Annotated in this window: 17 protein-coding genes and 2 tRNA genes; 14 read left to right on the forward strand and 5 right to left on the reverse strand. The window is 73.2% G+C overall.

The features are described 5' to 3' along the window. Positions 1 to 62 precede the first annotated feature (62 nt). The 5 genes from ACZ34W_RS03565 to pyrE all read left to right on the forward strand — a co-directional run bounded on the left by ACZ34W_RS03565 (position 63) and on the right by pyrE (position 5936). The gene (locus ACZ34W_RS03565) at positions 63 to 1223 is read left to right on the forward strand and encodes a pyridoxal phosphate-dependent aminotransferase (protein WP_465601397.1); all 1161 of its coding nucleotides are present in this window, start codon (positions 63 to 65) and stop codon (positions 1221 to 1223) included. Positions 1224 to 1686: 463 nt separating this feature from the next. Beyond that, positions 1687 to 2214, forward strand: coding sequence for a DUF2617 family protein (locus ACZ34W_RS03570; RefSeq protein WP_329488726.1), 528 nt, complete (start codon positions 1687 to 1689; stop codon positions 2212 to 2214). Between the two features lie 142 nt (positions 2215 to 2356). Next, on the forward strand, positions 2357 to 3991 hold the full coding sequence (locus tag ACZ34W_RS03575) for a polyamine aminopropyltransferase (RefSeq protein WP_465601400.1): 1635 nt from the start codon (positions 2357 to 2359) through the stop codon (positions 3989 to 3991). A gap of 178 nt (positions 3992 to 4169) precedes the next feature. Next, positions 4170 to 5369 (forward strand): SRPBCC family protein, encoded by a 1200-nt coding sequence (locus tag ACZ34W_RS03580; RefSeq protein WP_465601403.1) that lies wholly within the window; start codon positions 4170 to 4172, stop codon positions 5367 to 5369. 30 nt (positions 5370 to 5399) lie between these two features. Next, positions 5400 to 5936, forward strand: a complete 537-nt coding sequence (gene pyrE / locus ACZ34W_RS03585) for an orotate phosphoribosyltransferase (RefSeq protein ID WP_329488728.1) — start codon at positions 5400 to 5402, stop codon at positions 5934 to 5936. A 109-nt stretch (positions 5937 to 6045) separates the two neighbouring features. Here the strand turns inward: pyrE and ACZ34W_RS03590 are convergent, their stop codons facing one another. Beyond that, positions 6046 to 6765: a DedA family protein gene (locus tag ACZ34W_RS03590; RefSeq protein ID WP_329488729.1), complete on the reverse strand. Its 720-nt coding sequence runs from the start codon at positions 6763 to 6765 to the stop codon at positions 6046 to 6048. A gap of 323 nt (positions 6766 to 7088) precedes the next feature. Here ACZ34W_RS03590 and fbaA point away from each other — a divergent pair, with 323 nt between their 5' ends. The 4 genes from fbaA to ACZ34W_RS03610 all read left to right on the forward strand — a co-directional run bounded on the left by fbaA (position 7089) and on the right by ACZ34W_RS03610 (position 10646). Next, complete coding sequence (gene fbaA, locus ACZ34W_RS03595) at positions 7089 to 8111, forward strand: class II fructose-bisphosphate aldolase (protein ID WP_329488730.1); 1023 nt, start codon at positions 7089 to 7091, stop codon at positions 8109 to 8111. A 109-nt stretch (positions 8112 to 8220) separates the two neighbouring features. Continuing rightward, the gene (locus ACZ34W_RS03600) at positions 8221 to 8634 is read left to right on the forward strand and encodes a DUF3151 domain-containing protein (protein WP_352288463.1); all 414 of its coding nucleotides are present in this window, start codon (positions 8221 to 8223) and stop codon (positions 8632 to 8634) included. Positions 8635 to 8849: 215 nt separating this feature from the next. Further along, positions 8850 to 9794, forward strand: a complete 945-nt coding sequence (locus ACZ34W_RS03605; protein WP_465601408.1) for a DUF3152 domain-containing protein — start codon at positions 8850 to 8852, stop codon at positions 9792 to 9794. Positions 9795 to 9935: 141 nt separating this feature from the next. Continuing rightward, positions 9936 to 10646, forward strand: a complete 711-nt coding sequence (locus tag ACZ34W_RS03610) for a hypothetical protein (protein WP_465601411.1) — start codon at positions 9936 to 9938, stop codon at positions 10644 to 10646. Positions 10647 to 10672: 26 nt separating this feature from the next. On the opposite strand, the gene ACZ34W_RS03615 is transcribed toward ACZ34W_RS03610, so the two are convergent. From ACZ34W_RS03615 to purS, 4 genes are all read right to left on the reverse strand, one after another. Next, positions 10673 to 11500 carry a maleylpyruvate isomerase family mycothiol-dependent enzyme gene (locus ACZ34W_RS03615; protein ID WP_465601414.1) on the reverse strand — a complete coding sequence of 276 codons (828 nt, stop codon included), beginning with the start codon at positions 11498 to 11500 and terminating at the stop codon, positions 10673 to 10675. 65 nt (positions 11501 to 11565) lie between these two features. Continuing rightward, positions 11566 to 13821, reverse strand: coding sequence for a phosphoribosylformylglycinamidine synthase subunit PurL (purL, locus tag ACZ34W_RS03620; RefSeq protein ID WP_329488735.1), 2256 nt, complete (start codon positions 13819 to 13821; stop codon positions 11566 to 11568). Then, positions 13821 to 14498 (reverse strand): phosphoribosylformylglycinamidine synthase subunit PurQ, encoded by a 678-nt coding sequence (gene purQ / locus ACZ34W_RS03625; protein ID WP_329488736.1) that lies wholly within the window; start codon positions 14496 to 14498, stop codon positions 13821 to 13823. The genes purL and purQ overlap by 1 nt, the downstream gene beginning before the upstream one ends. Then, on the reverse strand, positions 14495 to 14749 hold the full coding sequence (gene purS / locus ACZ34W_RS03630; protein ID WP_033250393.1) for a phosphoribosylformylglycinamidine synthase subunit PurS: 255 nt from the start codon (positions 14747 to 14749) through the stop codon (positions 14495 to 14497). Before purS ends, purQ begins: the two co-directional genes overlap by 4 nt. Positions 14750 to 15216: 467 nt before the next feature. Between purS and ACZ34W_RS03635 the strand changes: the two genes are divergently transcribed. The 5 genes from ACZ34W_RS03635 (at position 15217) to ACZ34W_RS03655 (ending at position 17890) form a co-directional block, all read left to right on the forward strand. Further along, on the forward strand, positions 15217 to 15534 hold the full coding sequence (locus tag ACZ34W_RS03635) for a histone-like nucleoid-structuring protein Lsr2 (protein ID WP_238860361.1): 318 nt from the start codon (positions 15217 to 15219) through the stop codon (positions 15532 to 15534). A gap of 130 nt (positions 15535 to 15664) precedes the next feature. After that, a tRNA-Gly gene (locus tag ACZ34W_RS03640) sits at positions 15665 to 15737 on the forward strand. 39 nt (positions 15738 to 15776) lie between these two features. Continuing rightward, positions 15777 to 15852 (forward strand) — tRNA-Gly (locus ACZ34W_RS03645). Between the two features lie 206 nt (positions 15853 to 16058). Then, positions 16059 to 17063, forward strand: a complete 1005-nt coding sequence (locus tag ACZ34W_RS03650; protein ID WP_465601419.1) for an ABC transporter ATP-binding protein — start codon at positions 16059 to 16061, stop codon at positions 17061 to 17063. Further along, positions 17060 to 17890: an ABC transporter permease gene (locus ACZ34W_RS03655; protein WP_465601422.1), complete on the forward strand. Its 831-nt coding sequence runs from the start codon at positions 17060 to 17062 to the stop codon at positions 17888 to 17890. The genes ACZ34W_RS03650 and ACZ34W_RS03655 overlap by 4 nt, the downstream gene beginning before the upstream one ends. Positions 17891 to 17952 lie beyond the last annotated feature (62 nt).

The following is a 17952-nucleotide window of genomic DNA, read 5'->3' on the forward strand; positions in this document are numbered from 1 at the left end:
TTCTTGTCCCCGGCCACCCGCTGCCCCAGGATGGGGCCGACGACGAGGCGTGAGGAGCCGCAATGGGTACGAGGCCGCTGCTGAACCGACGGCTGGCCGGGATGGGCACGACGATCTTCGCCGAGATGTCCGCCCTCGCCACCGCCACCGGCTCCATCAACCTCGGCCAGGGGTTCCCGGACACCGACGGACCGGCCGAGATCGCCCGGGCCGCCGCCGACGCCGTCCTCGCGGGCCGGGGCAACCAGTACCCGCCCGGCCCCGGCATCCCCGAGCTGCGGAGCGCGATCGCCGAGCACCAGCAGCGCTTCCGCGGCCTCGCCTTCGACCCGGACACCGAGGTGCTCGTCACCGCCGGGGCCACCGAGGCGATCGCCGCCGCCCTGCTGGCGCTGCTGGAGCCGGGCGACGAGGTGATCGCCCTCGAACCCTTCTACGACTCCTACGCCGCCTGCATCGCCATGGCCGGCGCCGTCCGCGTCCCGCTCACCCTGCGTGCCCCGGACTTCCGCCCCGACCTGGAGCGACTGCGCGCGCTGGTCACCCCGCGCACCCGGCTGCTGCTGCTCAACTCCCCGCACAACCCCACCGGCCTGGTGCTCTCCACCGACGAACTGGCCGCGATCGCCGCCCTCGCCGTCGAGCACGACCTGCTGGTGGTCACCGACGAGGTCTACGAGCACCTGGTGTTCAGCGGCACCCACCACCCGATCGCCGCGCTCCCGGGCATGCGCGAGCGCACCGTGTCGATCTCCTCGGCCGGCAAGACCTTCTCCTTCACCGGCTGGAAGGTCGGCTGGGTCACCGGCTCGGCGCCCCTGGTCGCCGCCGTCCGCACCGCGAAGCAGTACCTGACCTACGTCAGTGCCGGTCCCTTCCAGTACGCCGTCGCCGACGCCCTGCGGCTGCCCGACGACTACTTCGACGGGTTCCGCGCCGATCTGCTGCGCAAGCGGGACCTGCTCGCCGACGGGCTGAGCGCGGCCGGGTTCCGGGTGTTCCGACCGGAGGGCACCTACTTCATCACCACCGACATCACCCCGCTGGGCGAGAAGGACGGCATCGAGTTCTGCCGTGCCCTCCCCGAGCGCTGCGGCGTCGTCGCGATCCCCAACGTCGTCTTCTACGACGACACCGAGGTCGGCCGCTCGCTGGTCCGCTTCACCTTCTGCAAGCAGGACGAGGTCCTGGAGGAGGCGGTCAGTCGACTCGGTCGGCTCTGACCATCGGATGGGACGCGTCGCACGTCCTGACGAATAGTCAATTGCTCCGCCGGGAGCGACGATTGCCCCCGGCCGAGGTTCGCCGGGCCCGCCCCGGTCCTTCGTGTGCCCCGTGCGCCGGGCGCGGTGGGGACCGGGGCGTGCGCGCGTCATGAGTGGCGTGCGAGCAGCGCGCACGGCGCGCGAACCGGGGCGAGGGGCGCGCGCTGTGCAAAGTCGCACACCGGCTCGATCAGAGCGGGGAAGCCGGGGTGCTCGAAACGGTGAATGCTTGACAAAGTTGGGTAAATCACCGACGGACCCGGCGTATTCATGCTTCTCTGCTGCTGAATCTCCAGCCGGAATCCTTCCTTCCACGGTCGGCCGCGCCCTGGACCGCACAGCCACGAACAGCCTCGCCTTTGCCCAGGCCTACTCGCTGCTGCACGGCGGGCGCGCACGGAGCTGAAACGCGGAGCCGAGCATGCTCACCACACTGCAGACCTCCTACACGGACACCCGCGCCGGTGACCTGGCCTGGTGCCTGGGCGGCGACCCGCTGCCCGCTCTCGCAGTCCGCGACCTGAGACTCGCCAACGCCGGGCGCCCCGGGCCGCCCGGCACCCTCCAGCTGCGGCTGCTGGGCGCCTCGCACCAGGTGGTGATCGCCGCCGGGCCCGGCAGATGCCTGGAGACCGTCGCCTGCCTGCCCGGCCGCCGGACCCCACTGCCGGCCCGGGTGGCCAAACAGGTGGACGGCTGGGAGTACGAGTTCGCGGCCCGGATCGAGGCGCTACCGCCGCACGACTTCGCCGCTCGCGCCCAGGAGTTGCTGGCCCTGGTCGAGGGCCACCCCCGCGGCCTGGCCGGCGTCTTCCCGGGCGACCCGAGCGCGTTCACCGCACTGGTCACCCAGGGCGCCGCGGACCGGCTGCTCTGGCGCACCTGGCACGCCTATCCGCAGGAGGGCCAGCTGGTCTGCACGCGGTCCTCCCTGGTGGCGACCCGGTGAGCACGGCCGCCGATCCCGATGGGGTCATAGGTCCGCACATCGGCCTTCATTCGTACGCAGGAACGATTCGTCAACCTGTCGTATCGCACTGTCCGTCGAATGGACGCAGCCATCCGTACCGAACGTCGCCTAGCGTTTGTTCGTGATCAACCATCCGGCCGGTCCACCCGCACAGCCGGGACTCGACCTCGACAACGGCAGCCCACCCCGGCCCGGGCGGAGCCTGACCCCTCTGCCCGCCCGCCGCAGGGCCCGGCTGCGCGCCCACCCCGCGCTCTCCCGGCTCGCCGTCCTGCTGGCGGCGTTCGTCTGCGCCGCCTGCGGACTCGTCTACGAGCTCGAACTCGTCGCGCTCGGCAGCTATCTGCTCGGGGACTCGGTCACCCAAACCTCCGTCGTGCTCTCCGTCATGGTGTTCGCGATGGGGCTGGGCTCGCTGCTCGCCAAACGGTTCACCCGCCGCCCGGCCACCGCCTTCGCGCTGGTCGAGTGCGCGCTCGCGCTCACCGGCGGGCTCTCCGTCCTCGCCCTGTACTCCTGCTGGGCCTGGATCGGCCGGTACCAGGCCGCGATGATCGCCCTGACCTGTCTGATCGGGGTCCTGATCGGCGCCGAGATCCCGCTGCTGATGACGCTCGTCCAGCGGATCCGCCGGGAGGACGCCGGGCGGGCCGCGGCCGACCTCTTCGCCGCCGACTACGTGGGCGCGCTGATCGGCGGCCTCGCCTTCCCGTTCCTGATCCTGCCGCTCTTCGGCCCCGGCACCGGCGCCCTGGTCACCGGCGCCGTCAACGCCGTCGCCGGGGCCGCGGTGGTGCTCTGGCTGTTCCGCGAGGAGCCCCCGCCCCGCACCCGGCTGCTGCTCTGGGGCGGCTGCGCCCTCGTCCTCGCCCTGCTCGCCGCGGCCGCCGTCTGGTCCGGGGCGATCGAACGCGCCGCCCGGCAGGCCCTGTACGGCGGGCAGGTCCGGTACGCCGCCCACACCCGGTACCAGGAGATCGTGCTCACCGGCCCCGCCGAGGGCCCGCTGCGGCTGTACCTGGACGGGCGGCTCGCGGTCTGCGGTCCGGACGCGTACCGGGGCAGCGAGGCCCTGGTCCACCCCGCGATGGCGGCCGGGCCGGACGCCCGGGTGCTGCTGCTCGGCGGCGGTGACGGCCTCGCCGCGCGGGAGGTGCTGCGGCACGGCGGCGTCCGCTCGGTGCTGGTGGTCGACGCCGACCCGGCCCTCGCCCGGCTGGCCCGGACCGACCCGGGCCTGGCCGCGCTCTCCGGCCACTCCCTGGACGACCCCCGGGTGCGGACCGCCGCCGCGGACCCGCTGGAGTGGCTGCGCGGCGTGCACCCGGGCGAGGCGTCCTTCGACGTGGTGCTCGCCGATCTGCCCGGCCCCGCCGACAGCGGGACGGTGAAGTTCCACTCGCAGGAGTTCTACGGCCTCGCCACCCGGCTGCTCGCGCCCGGCGGGCGGCTCGCCGTCCGGGCGGACGACGAGCCGAACGGCCTCTGGCAGGTCGAGTCCGGCCTGCGGGCCGCCGGGCTGCGGACCGTCCCGTACGCCGTCCGGGGCGGCCCCGCCGCGAGCTGCCGGCCCGGCTCACCGGACAGCCAGGCCTTCCTGCTGGCCGCCGCCGCCCAGCCCCCGCTCACCCTCGCCCCGGACGCCCCGCCGCCGCGCGCGTTCACCGCGGACGCCCTGCGGGCCGCCGCGGCCCACCTGACCGCCCTCCGCCCGGCCCGCCCACCGGCCGCGCTGACCCTGCTGGGGCCGCGCTGACGGACCGCCCGGGGTGGAGCGGGCGGAACCGGGCGGGGCGGGCGGAGCGGACGGAACCGGGCGGAGGGCGGCCACGAGCGGTCGGCGGAGGGCCGGGTGCGGCCGGTCGGGGACGTCCCGACGGCAGGTAGGGGCCACTGCGCGGACCACCGCGGGTTCGGTCGGTAGGCTCCGTGACATGGAGCATGAGGTTGTCGTCCCGATGCCGGCCGAGCTGGTCCGGCAGGCCCTGCAGGATCCGGCTCTGCTGGCCCGTTGCGTCCCCGGGCTGAGCACCGAGCCGGCCGCCGTCGGCAGCGGGTCCGCCGAGGAGATCGGCGGGCGGCTGAAGCTGCGGATCGGCACCTCCACCATCACCTACAAGGGCGTGCTGTCACTGATCGAGGGCCGCGAAGGCGTCCTCACCGTGTTCGCCGAGGGCGAGGAGGTGCGCGGCAGCGGCGAGGCCACGGCCACCCTCCGGGTCGCCACCGCCGACGGCACCGCGGCCGGGACCACGCTGATCCGCTTCGTCGGCGACCTGAGCGCCACCGGCCGGCTCACCGAGTTCGACGGCGAGACCCTCGCCGGCGCCGGCCGCCGCCTGCTCGACCGCTTCGCCGCCGCCCTCGCCTCCCCCGACGCGGAGGCGGCGGACGCCGAGGTCGAGACGGACGCCGAGGTGGAGGCGGAAGCCGAGGTGGAGGCGGAAGCCGAGGTGGAAACCGCCGTGGAGGCGGCGGACGCCGAGGTCGAGACGGACGTCGAGGCGGACGCCGAGGACGCCGAGGAGGCGGCCACCGCCGAGGACACCGACGTCGAGGCAGAGACCGAGGACGCGGCGGACACCGACGTCGAGGACGAGGACGAGGCGGAGGACGACGAGGAGCCCACCGCCACCGTGCTCTTCCTGGACGACCACCAGGACAACCCCGGCGACGACCTCGACGACGACCTCTCCGACCTCATCGCCTTCTCCGACGCCGACGCCGAGCGCTTCGGCCTCCCGATCGGCGGCGACCGCGAGGAGGACGACCGTGAGGAGGCCGCCGACGTCGACGGCCCCGCCGCCGAGGCCGGGGACGGCGTCGGCACCGAGCTCCCCGCCGACCTGCCCTTCGGCTACGAGCAGGAGCCGGTGCTCGGCGGCCCGGTCCGCCGCAGCATCGTCGGCCGCTCCGCCGAGGAGGTCGACCACGCCCCGCCGCGCGGCCCGTACGCCCCCGCCCTGCCGGCCCGCAGCGCGCGGGCCCGGGCGGCGTCCCGCTGGGGCGGCGAGGCCGGCGGCATCGTGGTGCCGGGACCGGGCGGCCGCAGCGCGGTGCCGTGGATGATCGGCGGCGGCGTGGCCCTGATCGGCGGCGCCGTGGTCCTGGCCAGGGCCCTGCGCCGACGCTAGAAGGCCGGACAAGCCCTAGACTGAACGCTCATGAGCAACGACCGCGACGCCCTGCTGGCACAGATCAAGGACAAGGCCGTCGTGCACGGCAAGGTCACCCTTTCCTCCGGCAAGGAGGCCGACTACTACGTCGACCTGCGCCGGATCACGCTGGACGCCCAGGCCGCCCCGCTGGTGGGCCGGGTGATGCTGGACGCGACCGAGCACCTGGAGTACGACGCCGTCGGCGGCCTGACGCTCGGCGCCGACCCGGTGGCCGCCGCGATGCTGCACGCCGCCGCCGCACGCGGCCGCGAGCTGGACGCGTTCGTGGTCCGCAAGGCGGGCAAGGCGCACGGTCTGCAGCGCCGGATCGAGGGCCCCGAGGTCAAGGGCCGCCGGGTGCTGGCCGTCGAGGACACCTCCACCACCGGCGGGTCGGTGCTGACCGCCGTCGAGGCGCTGCGCGAGGCGGGTGCCGAGGTGGTCGGCGTCGCGGTGATCGTGGAGCGGGGCGGCGCCGCCGCGGTCGAGGCCACCGGCCTGCCGTACGTGACCGCGTACGACCTGGCCGACCTGGGCCTCTGACCCGCGCGCGCCGGTAGCCCGGCGGAACGGCGGCACAGCGGAAACGGCCGGGGCCGGGTCCTGTTTCACGTGAAACAGGACCCGGCCCCGGCCGTTCGTCGTGGGGCGCTCAGCCGCGGCGGTGGCGCCCGGCACCCGCCTGGGCGGTCTCGGCGTCAGCGGCCTCGGCACCGCCGGCCTTCTTCTTCCGGCGCTCGCGCACCACCTCGACGAGGATCGGCGACACCGAGAGCAGCACGATCAGCAGCACCGCGGGGATCAGGTACTTGTCGATCACCGGGGCGAGCGCGTCACCGAAGAAGTAGCCGATCAGCAGCATGGACTCGGTCCACAGCACGCCGCCGATCACGTTCCAGAGGAAGAACGTCCGGGCCGGCATCTCCAGGGTGCCCGCGACCGGGTTCAGGAAGGTCCGGACGATCGGCATGAAGCGGGCCAGCACCACGGCCTTGCCGGGCCCGAACTTGTTGAAGTACTCCTCCGCCTTCAGCACGTACTCGCGCCGGAAGATCTTCGACTCCGGCTTGTCGAACATCTTCGGTCCGACCTTCACCCCGATCAGGTGCCCGAGCTGGGCACCCGCGACGGCGGCCAGTGGGGCCCCGATCAGCAGGGCCGCGATCGGCAGCTTCGTGCCCTCCCCGAGCACCGACGACGCGGCGTTCGAGGAGGCGACCCCGGCGATGATCAGCAGTGAGTCGCCCGGGAAGAAGAACCCGACCAGCAGGCCGGTCTCGGCGAAGATGATCGCGATCAGCCCGATGGCACCGAGGGACGAGATCAGTGATTTGGCGTCGAGCAAGTTGACGGCCAGCTGGTTGTAGTCCACGGGCGCAGGATAGCGGGCCCGTCTTGACGCGGGCTTCCGCCCGGGGGGCGAGACGGTGGTCATCCCTTCGTCGCACGTGCGCGGCCGTCCCGACAGGCGGGCCACATGGTGGCGCCGGGGCCCGGGATGGGAAGATGGCTCCCGGCGTCCGGACCGCGGTCGCAACACCCTCATTGTCGTACCGCGGTGGCCGCCTCGAACCTTGGTACTGGTGGCCGCCCCGCAGAGCCGCGCGTCGGCCCCGGTACCCCGGAGTCGTAACAGGCGTACACAGCGTCGGACAGCACCGTCCGTACGCCGCAACCCGACAGGAGCGGATTCGCATGCCCATCGCAACTCCCGAGGTCTACAACGAGATGCTCGACCGGGCCAAGGCGGGCAAGTTCGCCTACCCGGCCATCAACGTCACCTCGTCCCAGACCCTGCACGCCGCGCTGCGCGGCTTCGCCGAGGCCGAGAGCGACGGCATCATCCAGATCTCGACCGGTGGTGCGGAGTTCCTGGGGGGTCAGCACAACAAGGACATGGTGACCGGCGCCGTCGCGCTCGCCGAGTTCGCGCACGTGGTCGCCGCCAAGTACGACATCACCGTCGCGCTGCACACCGACCACTGCCCCAAGGACAAGCTGGACGGCTACGTCCGCCCGCTGCTGGCGATCTCCGCCGAGCGCGTGGCCAAGGGCCTCAACCCGCTGTTCCAGTCGCACATGTGGGACGGCTCCGCCGAGACCCTGAACGACAACCTGTCCATCGCCGAGGAGCTGCTGGCCCAGGCCGTCGCCGCCAAGATCATCCTTGAGGTCGAGATCACCCCGACCGGCGGCGAGGAGGACGGTGTCACGCACGAGATCAACGACGAGCTGTACACCACCGTCAACGACGCGGTCCGCACCGCCGAGGCGCTGGGCCTGGGCGAGAAGGGCCGCTACCTGCTGGCCGCCTCGTTCGGCAACGTGCACGGCGTCTACAAGCCGGGCAACGTCGTCCTGAAGCCGGAGCTGCTGCGCGAGCTGCAGGACGCGATCGGCAAGCAGTACGGCAAGACCGACCCGTTCGACTTCGTCTTCCACGGCGGCTCGGGCTCCACCGCCGAGGAGATCGCCACCGCGCTGGAGAACGGCGTCGTGAAGATGAACCTGGACACCGACACCCAGTACGCCTTCACCCGCCCGGTCGTGGACCACATGTTCCGCAACTACGACGGTGTGCTGAAGGTCGACGGCGAGGTCGGCAAGAAGAACACCTACGACCCGCGCACCTGGGGCAAGCTGGCCGAGGCCGGCATGGCCGCCCGCGTGCTGGAGGCCGCCCAGCAGCTGCGCTCGGCCGGCACCCGCCTGAAGTAAGGCGCCCGCCCGAAGCAGGGCACCCGCCCGGCACGAGGCACCACCGGAGTCCCGGCGCTTTCCCCGGGCCGGTCCCCGGCTCATGGCCCCCAGTGGTTCACTGGGGGCCATGAGCATTCACCAGAACCTCCTCGGGGGTCCGCCCCCGACGCACCTCCCCGCCGAGCCCGCTCCTCTGGAGCTGCTGGCCGGCGGCGCCTCCCCGGCCGAGGTCGCGGCGAAGTACCCGACCTCCTCGCTGGCCTGGGCTCAGCTCGCCGACGACGCCTTCGCCGCCGGCCGCACCGTCGAGTCCTACGCGTACGCCCGCACCGGCTACCACCGCGGGCTGGACTCGCTGCGCCGGGCGGGCTGGAAGGGCCACGGCCCGGTGCCGTGGGAGCACGAGCCGAACCGCGGCTTCCTGCGGGCGCTGCACGGCCTCGGCCGGGCCGCCGCCGCCATCGACGAGAAGGAGGAGGCCGAGCGCTGCGCCCAGTTCCTCCGGGACAGCTCGCCGACCGCCGCCGCCACGCTGGGCTGACCCGCCCGCCCCCAGGCAGCGCCCCGGGCCGACCCGCCCGGACCGGCCGCCCCCGTACGCGCCCTCCGGCCCGTACGGGGGCGGCCGCATGCCGGGACGCGCATCCGGTGCGTGGACAGCCGTCGGGTCTCCGTGTCAGGGTGGTCCGTGCGAGGGGGGCGCACAGAGGTTCGAACGGCTTTGGCGACCCCACAGGTCCGACAGGAAGCCCAGACGTGCCCGCAGCCAGACCCGACCGACGCCGCTCCCGCGCGCGCACCTCCGGCGCGGCCGGCGAACGCACCGGCGGCTCCCGCACCGGCCGCCCCCGCGCCACCGGTGCCCGTCGCAGGCGCCGCCGGATCCGCCCCGGCATGATCACCGCGCTGGTGGCGGCGCTGGCCGTCCTCGGCGGGGCACTGCTCATGCTCGACCGCCCCGGCCCGCGACCGACCACCGGGCCGACCGCGCAGGGCCGGATCGCCCCGCCCGAGGCGAGCACCCCGCCCGCCGCCGCGCCCGCTGCCCCGGCGCCCACCCCGACACTGACCCCGACCCCGCCACCGGCTCCCGGTCCGACGCCCGGACCGGCCTCGCCGGGCACCCCGGACCCGGGCCCGGCCCAGGGCGCGGGCACCTTCACCGTCGCCCCGGGCGCGGCCGCGGCGGTCGGCAAGGGCACCGTCCGCCGCTACCGGGTCGAGGTCGAGGACGGCATCGGGATCGACCCGGCCGCGGCCGCCGCCCAGGTCCAGCGCATCCTCGCCGACCCCCGGGGCTGGACCAACGACCGCAGGAACGGCTTCCAGCTGGTGTCGAGCGGTGCCTACGACTTCACCGTGAAGATCGCGTCGCCGGCCGCCGTGGACCGGATCTGCGGGGCCGCCGGACTGGACACCCACGGCGAGGTGAACTGCAACGTCGGCAACCAGGTGCTGGTCAACGTCAAGCGCTGGAACACCGGTTCACCCCAGTTCAGCGGACCGATCGACGAGTACCGGGCACTGATCGTCAACCACGAGGTCGGCCACCGGATCGGCCACGGGCACGAGACCTGCCCGGGCAAGGGCAAGCCGGCGCCCGCGATGATGCAGCAGATCTACGGCCTCAAGGGCTGCGAACCCAACGCCTGGCCGTACTCGGCGGACGGCAGCTACCTCAGCGGCCCGTCGGTGCTCTGAGCCGAGGGCCAGGGCCGCGGACCCTGGCCGAGCGCCCGGAGAGCGCGCGCGACCGGAGCCCGACCAGAGCCCGACCGCATCGGAACGGATCCGATACCCGTTCACCGACCCACCGGTACAGGGCCGTTCTAGGCTGATCGCATGACCGCAGACCGCACCGCAGCAGGGCGCCGCCGCCTCCTCGCCGTGGCCGGCACCGCCGGGATCCTCCTCGGCACGGCCGCCTGTTCCTCCTCCGGAGGCGTCACCGGCACCGGCAGCCTCTCCTACGACCACGTCCGGTCGACCGCCCAGGGGCTCGCCGGGACCGGCCCGTGCCCGTTCGGTCTGGACCTCCCGGCGGCGCTGAAGGAGGCCGGGATCGACCGCCCGGTGACCCCCGGGTCCAAGGGCGAGCCGGCGGTCACCACCGACCTCGGCAACGGCAGGCCGGCCGAGCCCTGGCCCTCCGGCTTCTCCGCGCCGCCCTCGATGGCCTCGGTCCCGGCCACTCCCCCGACCGCCTGGGTGACCTGCGCCTACACGGTCGGCTCGGCCCCGGTCCAGATCGACCTGCTGGCCGTCCCGGAGAACGGGGTCGCGATCAACATGATGCTGCCGTACATCCAGAAGGCCGGGGGCATCGGCGTCGACCAGCTGACCCGGTTCGCCGAAGCGCAGCCGACGGCCGGCCAGACCAAGCTCACCCCGGGCGCGGAGTCGGTGGGCGTCGCCCGGGTCGCGGCCAACGGCAAGGGCGACATCGCGCTCACCCTCTCCCAGAGCTCCTCGGACGCCGGGCCGGAGCAGGCCCTGACCGGGGAGGCGCTCCGCAAGGCCACCGAGCGGCTCGCCGCCCAGCTGCGCCCGTAGGGGCCGCCCAACCGGTCCTTGGCGTCCTACCCGAGGACCGGCAGATGGGCCCGCAGGTCGCTGCGCTCACCGCTGGCCGAGAGCGCGGCGGCCTCCACCGCGGCGTCCCAGTCCGTCCGGCCGGTGGCGAGCCGGATCCAGGTCAGCGGGTCGGTCTCGACCACGTTCGGCGGGGTGCCCCGGGTGTGCCGGGGGCCCTCGACGGCCTGCACCACGGCGTACGGCGGGATCCGCAGCTCGACCGCGCCGCCGGGCGCCTGGTCGGCGAGGGCGTCGGCCAGCAGGCGGGTGACGGCGGCCAGCGCCTGCCGGGCGTGCGGGAAGGCCGCCGTGCCCACCGCGTCGGCCAGGTCGTCGGCGTGCACCACCGTCTCCACCAGCCTGGTCACCAGCATGTCGGTGAGCGTCATCGAGCCCAGCCGGATCTCGAACCGCCGGCCCGGGTCGGCCGTGCCGGCGTCCGCCAGGACGGCGAGCAGCCCGTCGGCCGCCCGCCCGAAGGCCTCCGCCACCGAGGCCGGGTCGCCGCCGTACTCCTCCGCCGCCCGCGTCCTGGCCTGCTCGTCCAGCAGCGGGGCGAGCGTACCGACCCGCCGCACCCACTGCGGCAGGTCCAGCGGCGGCCGGCCCTCCAGCGGGTCGTCCAGGTGCGCGGGCACCCAGTCGACCTGGACGCCGAGGTGGGCGATCAGCTCGCGCACCGTCCACGTGCCCAGCCGGGTGGGCCGGGCGAGCAGGTCGGCGGCGTCCGGGCGGGCGCAGAGCGCCCGGACGGTGTCGCGCAGCGCTGTGGTCTGCTCCACCAGCGCGGCCTGGACCTTGGCGGGCTGGTACGTACGGGACTTGGCGGGCATGCGCCCCAACATACGCCGAGGGGCGGACGGTTCCGTGAAACCGTCCGCCCCTCGAAGCACGCGGATCAGGCGAGCAGGGCCTCGATGACGCCGGTGTGGGCGTCCTTCAGCTCGGCCAGCGAGACGGTGAACTGGCCCTGGACGTCCAGGACATCACCGTCGACCACACCGATCCGGGTGGCCGGCAGGCCACGCGCGGTGCACATGTCGTTGAACCGGAGCTCCTCGCTGCGCGGCACCGCGACGACCGCGCGGCCGGCCGACTCGGAGAACAGGAACACGAACGGGTCCTGGCCCTCGGGCACGATGATCCGGGCGCCGTGGCCGCCCTTGAGGCAGCTCTCCACGAGGGCCTGGCCCAGGCCGCCGTCGGAGAGGTCGTGCGCGGCGTCGATCATGCCGTCGCGCGAGGCGGCGATCAGGATGTCGCCGAGCAGCTTCTCGCGGTCCAGGTCGACCTTGGGCGGCAGGCCGCCGAGGTGGTCGTGGACCACCTGCGTCCAGGCCGAGCCACCCAGCTCGTCCTCGGTGTCACCGAGCAGGTAGAGCAGCTGGCCCTCCTCGGCGAAGCCGATCGGGGTGCGGCGGGTGACGTCGTCGATCACGCCGAGCACCGCGACCACGGGGGTCGGGTGGATGGCGGTCTCGCCGGTCTGGTTGTACAGCGAGACGTTGCCGCCGGTGACCGGGGTGCCGAGCGCCAGGCAGGCGTCGGCCAGGCCGCGGGTGGCCTCGGCGAACTGCCACATCACGTCCGGGTCCTCGGGGGAGCCGAAGTTGAGGCAGTCGGAGATCGCGAGCGGCTTGGCACCGCCGGCGGCGACGTTGCGGTACGCCTCGGCGAGGGCCAGCTGGGCGCCGGTGTACGGGTCCAGCTTGGTGTAGCGGCCGTTGCCGTCGGTGGCGACCGAGACGCCGAGGTTGGTCTCCTCGTCGATCCGGATCATGCCGGAGTCCTCGGGCACCGAGAGGACGGTGTTGCCGAGCACGTAGCGGTCGTACTGGTCGGTGATCCAGGACTTGGAGGCCTGGTTCGGGCTGCCGGCGACCTTCAGCAGGTCGGCCTTCAGGCCCTCGCCGGTGGTCGGGCGGGCGAGCCGCTCGGCACTCGGGGCGTCGGCCTGCAGCGCGTCCTGCCAGCTCGGGCGGGCGTACGGGCGCTGGTAGGTCGGGCCCTCGTGGGCGACGGTGCGCGGCGGCACGTCGACCACCAGCTCGCCGTGCCAGAAGATCTCCAGCCGCTCGCCCTCCGTCACCTCACCGATGACGGTGGCGATGACGTCCCACTTCTCGCAGATCTCCAGGAAGCGGTCGACCTTGCCGGGCTCGACGATGGCGCACATGCGCTCCTGCGACTCGCTCATGAGGATCTCCTCCGGCGAGAGCGTCTTGTCGCGCAGCGGCACGGTGTCGAGCTCGATCCGCATGCCGCCCGAACCGGCCGAGGCCAGCTCGGAGGTGGCGCAGGAGAGACCGGCGCCGCCGAGGTCCTGGATGCCCTTGACGAGCTTCTCGGAGAAGATCTCCAGGGTGCACTCGATGAGGAGCTTCTCCTGGAACGGGTCGCCGACCTGGACGGCCGGGCGCTTGGCGGGCCCGGTCGCGTCGAAGGTCTCCGAGGCGAGCACCGAGACGCCGCCGATGCCGTCGCCACCGGTGCGGGCTCCGTACAGGATGACCTTGTTGCCGGCGCCGGAGGCCTGCGCGAGGTGGATGTCCTCGTGCTTCATCACGCCCACGCAGAGCGCGTTGACCAGCGGGTTGCCCTGGTAGCAGGAGTCGAAGACGACCTCGCCGCCGATGTTGGGCAGGCCCAGGCAGTTGCCGTAGCCGCCGATGCCCGCGACGATCCCGGGCAGCACGCGCCGGGTGTCCGGGTGGTCGGCGGCGCCGAACCGCAGCGGGTCCATCACGGCGACCGGGCGGGCGCCCATCGCGAGGATGTCGCGCACGATGCCGCCGATGCCGGTGGCCGCGCCCTGGTACGGCTCGATGTACGAGGGGTGGTTGTGCGACTCGACCTTGAAGGTGACCGCGTAGCCCTGGCCGACGTCGACCACACCGGCGTTCTCGCCGATGCCGACGAGCATCGCGTCGTTCGGCGGAACCTTCTCGCCGAACTGCTTCAGGTGCACCTTGGAGCTCTTGTAGGAGCAGTGCTCCGACCACATGACCGAGTACATCGCGAGCTCGGCGCCGGTCGGACGGCGGCCGAGGATCTCGCGGATGCGGGCGTACTCGTCCTCCTTGAGGCCGAGTTCGGACCACGGCTGGGCGGAGTCCGGGGTCTGCTCGGCGTTCTTGACGGTGTCGAGGCTCATCAGGCGTTCACCAGCTGCTTCAGGACGGAAGTGAAGAAGCCCAGGCCCTCGGTGCTCGGACCGGTGAGCGGCTCCACGGCGTGCTCCGGGTGCGGCATCAGACCGACGACATTGCCGGCGGCGTTGGTGATGCCGGCGATGTCGCGGTACGAACCGTTCGGGTTGACGTCGACGTAGCGGGCGACCACCCGGCCCTCGGCCTCCAGCGCGTCCAGGACGTGCTCGTCGGCGACGAACCGGCCCTCGCCGTTCTTCAGCGGGACGACGATTTCCTGGCCGGCCGAGTAATCCCGGGTCCAGGCGGTGCCGGCGTTCTCGATCCGCAGCTTCTGGTCGCGGCAGACGAAGTGCAGCGAGTCGTTGCGGGTGAGCGCGCCGGGCAGCAGGTGCGATTCGCACAGCACCTGGAAGCCGTTGCAGATACCGAGAACCGGCATTCCCAGCTTCGCCTGCTCGATGATGGTGTCCATCACCGGCGAGAAGCGGGAGATGGCGCCGCAGCGCAGATAGTCGCCGTAACTGAATCCGCCGGGCAGGACGACGGCGTCGACCTGGTGGAGATCCTTGTCACGGTGCCAGAGGGCGACCGGCTCCGCGCCGGCCAGGCGGACCGCGCGCTGGGCGTCGCGGTCGTCGAGGGAACCAGGGAAAGTGACGACGCCGACTCGGGTGGTCACTTGCCCTCCTCCTCGACGCGGACGGTGAAGTCCTCGATCACGGTGTTGGCGAGAAAGGTCTCGGCTGCTTCGCGGATACGGGCGAGCGCGGCGTCGTCGACCGGGCCCTCCAGCTCCAGCTCGAAGCGCTTGCCCTGGCGGACGTCGGCGATCCCGGCGAATCCGAGACGGGGCAGTGCGCGTTGCACCGCCTGTCCCTGGGGGTCGAGGATCTCCGGCTTGAGCATGACGTCGACTACGACGCGTGCCACTGGCACTCCCGGTGGTGTCTTCGTGAAGGCGGGGGAACTCCAGACTACCGGGGGTTTCGGGCGACTTTGCTGGCCGGGGAGGGTGACGCGCGTAGACCCACGACCCTTACGCCACAAGGGCTCCGACTCCCCGACACCCCCCGGCGGGCACCCCTTTTCGCCGGATTCGACGGCCCGAGCGAGAACGGCCGAAGAGCACCCGAATACCGGCACTCCGGACAGATCGGCCAGCCGAGTGCACCGGGTATCCGGCACCCGCCGAAGACACGTGAATATACGGAAAAGAAAGCCGGACTCTTCGATTTCGACCCGCTTCGGGTGCAGAATAGGGCCACCTGTCGCGGCAAGTGCTGCGTATCCGGCACGCCATCGGGCCTGCCCGTATGCGCTTGCGCGAGTGGTGCACATCAGGCCACGGGAGCGCACCCCGCGCCCTTCGGCCGAATTGCCCGAGAGGATTGACACCCATGGCTCAGCGTGTAGTCGTCACGCTCTCCGACGACCTGGACGGCGGCGCAGCCGCGGAAACCGTCCACTTCGGCGTCGACGGGAAGTCGTACGAGATCGACCTGTCCCTGGACAACGCGGAAAAGCTGCGGGAGGCCCTCGCTCCGTTCGTCGCGGCCGGCCGCCGCCAGAGCCGTACCGGTAAGTCCTTCCGCCGCACCGCGCTCACCCCGGACCCGGCCGCCGTGCGCGCCTGGGCCCAGTCGCGCGGCATGGAGCTACCCGCCCGGGGGCGCATCCCCAAGCACGTGTACGAGGCGTTCGCCGAGGCGAACTGACCCCGCCGGACCCGGTCGTCCCACCTGCCCCGAAAGGGTGGGGCGACCACCCCGACCGATGGGGTAGAGTATTCCTCGTCGCCGCAACGGAGAGATCCGAAGAGGCGGCAGGTGCCCCACCAGGCACCGTGCGGACGTGGCTCAGTTGGTAGAGCATCACCTTGCCAAGGTGAGGGTCGCGAGTTCGAATCTCGTCGTCCGCTCGCAGTGCGCGAGCACAGCACAACTCAATATCTTGACCTGCGGACGTGGCTCAGTTGGTAGAGCATCACCTTGCCAAGGTGAGGGTCGCGAGTTCGAATCTCGTCGTCCGCTCCAGTACGAAGGGCCCCCTCGATCGAGGGGGCCCTTCGGCATTCCCCTCGGTCGTGCCGGACCCCGCCCGAGCAGCCGTCCCCGCATTCCCGGCCCGCCCCGCCGCCGGACCGCCGATGACATTTGTCATCGCCGACCCGTGGATCCGCACCGCCTTCTCATGAGAGCCCGCACTGCCCGGGGCGCCCCCGCGGCGGAAGGCTTGAGCCATGGAAACGAGCCAGCCGCGCACCGCGAGCGACCCTGTGATCGAGGTCACCGACCTCCACCGCCACTACGGCTCCGGCGCCACCGGCTTCCACGCGGTGCGCGGGGTCGACCTGACCGTCGGCCGCGGTGAGCTCTTCGCGCTGCTCGGTACCAACGGGGCCGGCAAGACCTCCGCCATGGAGCTGATCGAGGGCCTCGCCGCCCCCACCGCCGGTGCGGTCCGGGTGCTCGGCCACGACCCCTACCGCGAGCGCGCCGCGCTCCGCCCCCGGATCGGCATCATGCTCCAGGAGGGCGGCTTCCCCGGCGACCTCACCGTCGCCGAGACCGGCCGCAGCTGGGCCGGGATGACCAGCGGCTCCCGCCCGCTGGAGGAGGCGCTGGAGCTGGTCGGCCTCGCCGACCGCCGGGGCGTCCGGGTCAAGCAGCTCTCCGGCGGCGAGCGGCGCCGGCTCGACCTCGCGATGGCCCTGCTCGGCCGGCCCGAGGTGCTCTTCCTGGACGAGCCGAGCACCGGCCTCGATCCCGAGGCCCGGGCCGCCGTCTGGCGGCTGGTCCGCGACCTGCGCGCCCAGGGCACCACCGTGCTGCTCACCACGCACTACCTGGAGGAGGCCGAGGAGCTGGCCGACCGCCTGGCGATCATGCACCGCGGCCGGATCGTCACCACCGGCACCGTCGCCGAGGTCATCGCCGGCCGGCCCGCCCGGATCTCCTTCGAGCTCCCGGAGTTCACCGGAGCCTCGCTCCCGCCGCTGACCGGGGCCACCCTGGTCGCGGACGGCCGCCGGATCACGGTGCAGACCGGGCAGCTCCAGGCCACCCTCACCGACCTGCTCGGCTGGGCCGCCCGGCACGGCATCGCGCTCGGCGCCCTCGACGCCCGCAGCGCCTCGCTGGAGGAGGCCTTCCTCGCCATCGCCTCCGAGGCCGCGCACCAGCCCCCGGCCGACGCCCCGGCCGCCCCCACCACCCTCCGCCGCCTGATGGGACTCTCCCGATGACCACCGCCACCGTCCGTCCCGCCGCCGGCCCGCGGACCACCGCCGTCCGCCGGCTGCTCGCCCTCGGCCGGGCCGAGGCCACCCTGCTGCTGCGCAACCGGACCGCGATGTTCACGGCCCTGCTGCTGCCGCTGATGCTCATCGGCGCCCTGCGGGGCGTGCTCGAACAGCAGGCCGAGACCCACCCCGGCCTCGACGTCGACTCGCTGCTGGTCAACGGGGCGATCGGGATGGTGCTCGCCTTCGTCGTCTACTACAACCTGACCGGCGCCTACGTGGCCCGCCGCGGCGAGCTGGTGCTCAAGCGGCTGCGCACCGGCGAGGCGCGGGACGTCGAGATCCTGGCCGGCACCGCGGTGCCCTCGGTCGCCCTGGCCCTGCTGATGTGCCTCGTGGTCGCCGTCGGCGGCGGCGTCGCCCTGGACCTCAGCGCGCCGGTCAACCCGCTGCTGATGGCCGCCGGGCTGGTCCTGGTGATCGGGACCCTGATGGCGCTGGCCGCCGTCTCCAGCGCCTTCACCAGGACGGTCGAGAGCGCCGGCATCACCACCATGCCGGTCCTGCTGGTCTCCCAGTTCGGTTCCGGCCTGTTCATCCCGCTGGAGGTCATGCCCGACCGGATGGCCGACGTCTGCCGGCTGCTGCCGACCACCCCGGCCTTCCAGCTGATCCGCCTCGGCTGGTTCGGCACCGACGGCTCCGCCGCCGCCACCGGCTTCGCCGGCACCTGGGCCCCCGCCGCCCCGCACCTGGTCACCGGCATGGTCTGGCTCGCCCTGGCCGCCTGGGGCGCCGTCCGCTGGTTCCGCTGGGAGCCCCGCCGCTGACCGGGGCCGGCCCGCCCCGGCCCCCGCTCCCCACCTGATAGGAAGGGCACGGCACGATCATG

The organism is Kitasatospora sp. NPDC022856 (assembly GCF_055561235.1).

Coding starts and splice junctions, on each gene's coding strand:
- ACZ34W_RS03580 (WP_465601403.1), top strand. CDS start 4,170: ATGGAGCATGAGGTTGTCGTCCCGATGCCGGCCGAGCTGGTCCGGCAG.
- ACZ34W_RS03565 (WP_465601397.1), top strand. CDS start 63: ATGGGTACGAGGCCGCTGCTGAACCGACGGCTGGCCGGGATGGGCACG.
- purL (WP_329488735.1), bottom strand. CDS start 13,821: ATGAGCCTCGACACCGTCAAGAACGCCGAGCAGACCCCGGACTCCGCC.
- ACZ34W_RS03610 (WP_465601411.1), top strand. CDS start 9,936: ATGACCGCAGACCGCACCGCAGCAGGGCGCCGCCGCCTCCTCGCCGTG.
- pyrE (WP_329488728.1), top strand. CDS start 5,400: ATGAGCAACGACCGCGACGCCCTGCTGGCACAGATCAAGGACAAGGCC.
- ACZ34W_RS03635 (WP_238860361.1), top strand. CDS start 15,217: ATGGCTCAGCGTGTAGTCGTCACGCTCTCCGACGACCTGGACGGCGGC.
- ACZ34W_RS03650 (WP_465601419.1), top strand. CDS start 16,059: ATGGAAACGAGCCAGCCGCGCACCGCGAGCGACCCTGTGATCGAGGTC.
- ACZ34W_RS03615 (WP_465601414.1), bottom strand. CDS start 11,500: ATGCCCGCCAAGTCCCGTACGTACCAGCCCGCCAAGGTCCAGGCCGCG.
- ACZ34W_RS03600 (WP_352288463.1), top strand. CDS start 8,221: ATGAGCATTCACCAGAACCTCCTCGGGGGTCCGCCCCCGACGCACCTC.
- ACZ34W_RS03655 (WP_465601422.1), top strand. CDS start 17,060: ATGACCACCGCCACCGTCCGTCCCGCCGCCGGCCCGCGGACCACCGCC.
- ACZ34W_RS03570 (WP_329488726.1), top strand. CDS start 1,687: ATGCTCACCACACTGCAGACCTCCTACACGGACACCCGCGCCGGTGAC.
- fbaA (WP_329488730.1), top strand. CDS start 7,089: ATGCCCATCGCAACTCCCGAGGTCTACAACGAGATGCTCGACCGGGCC.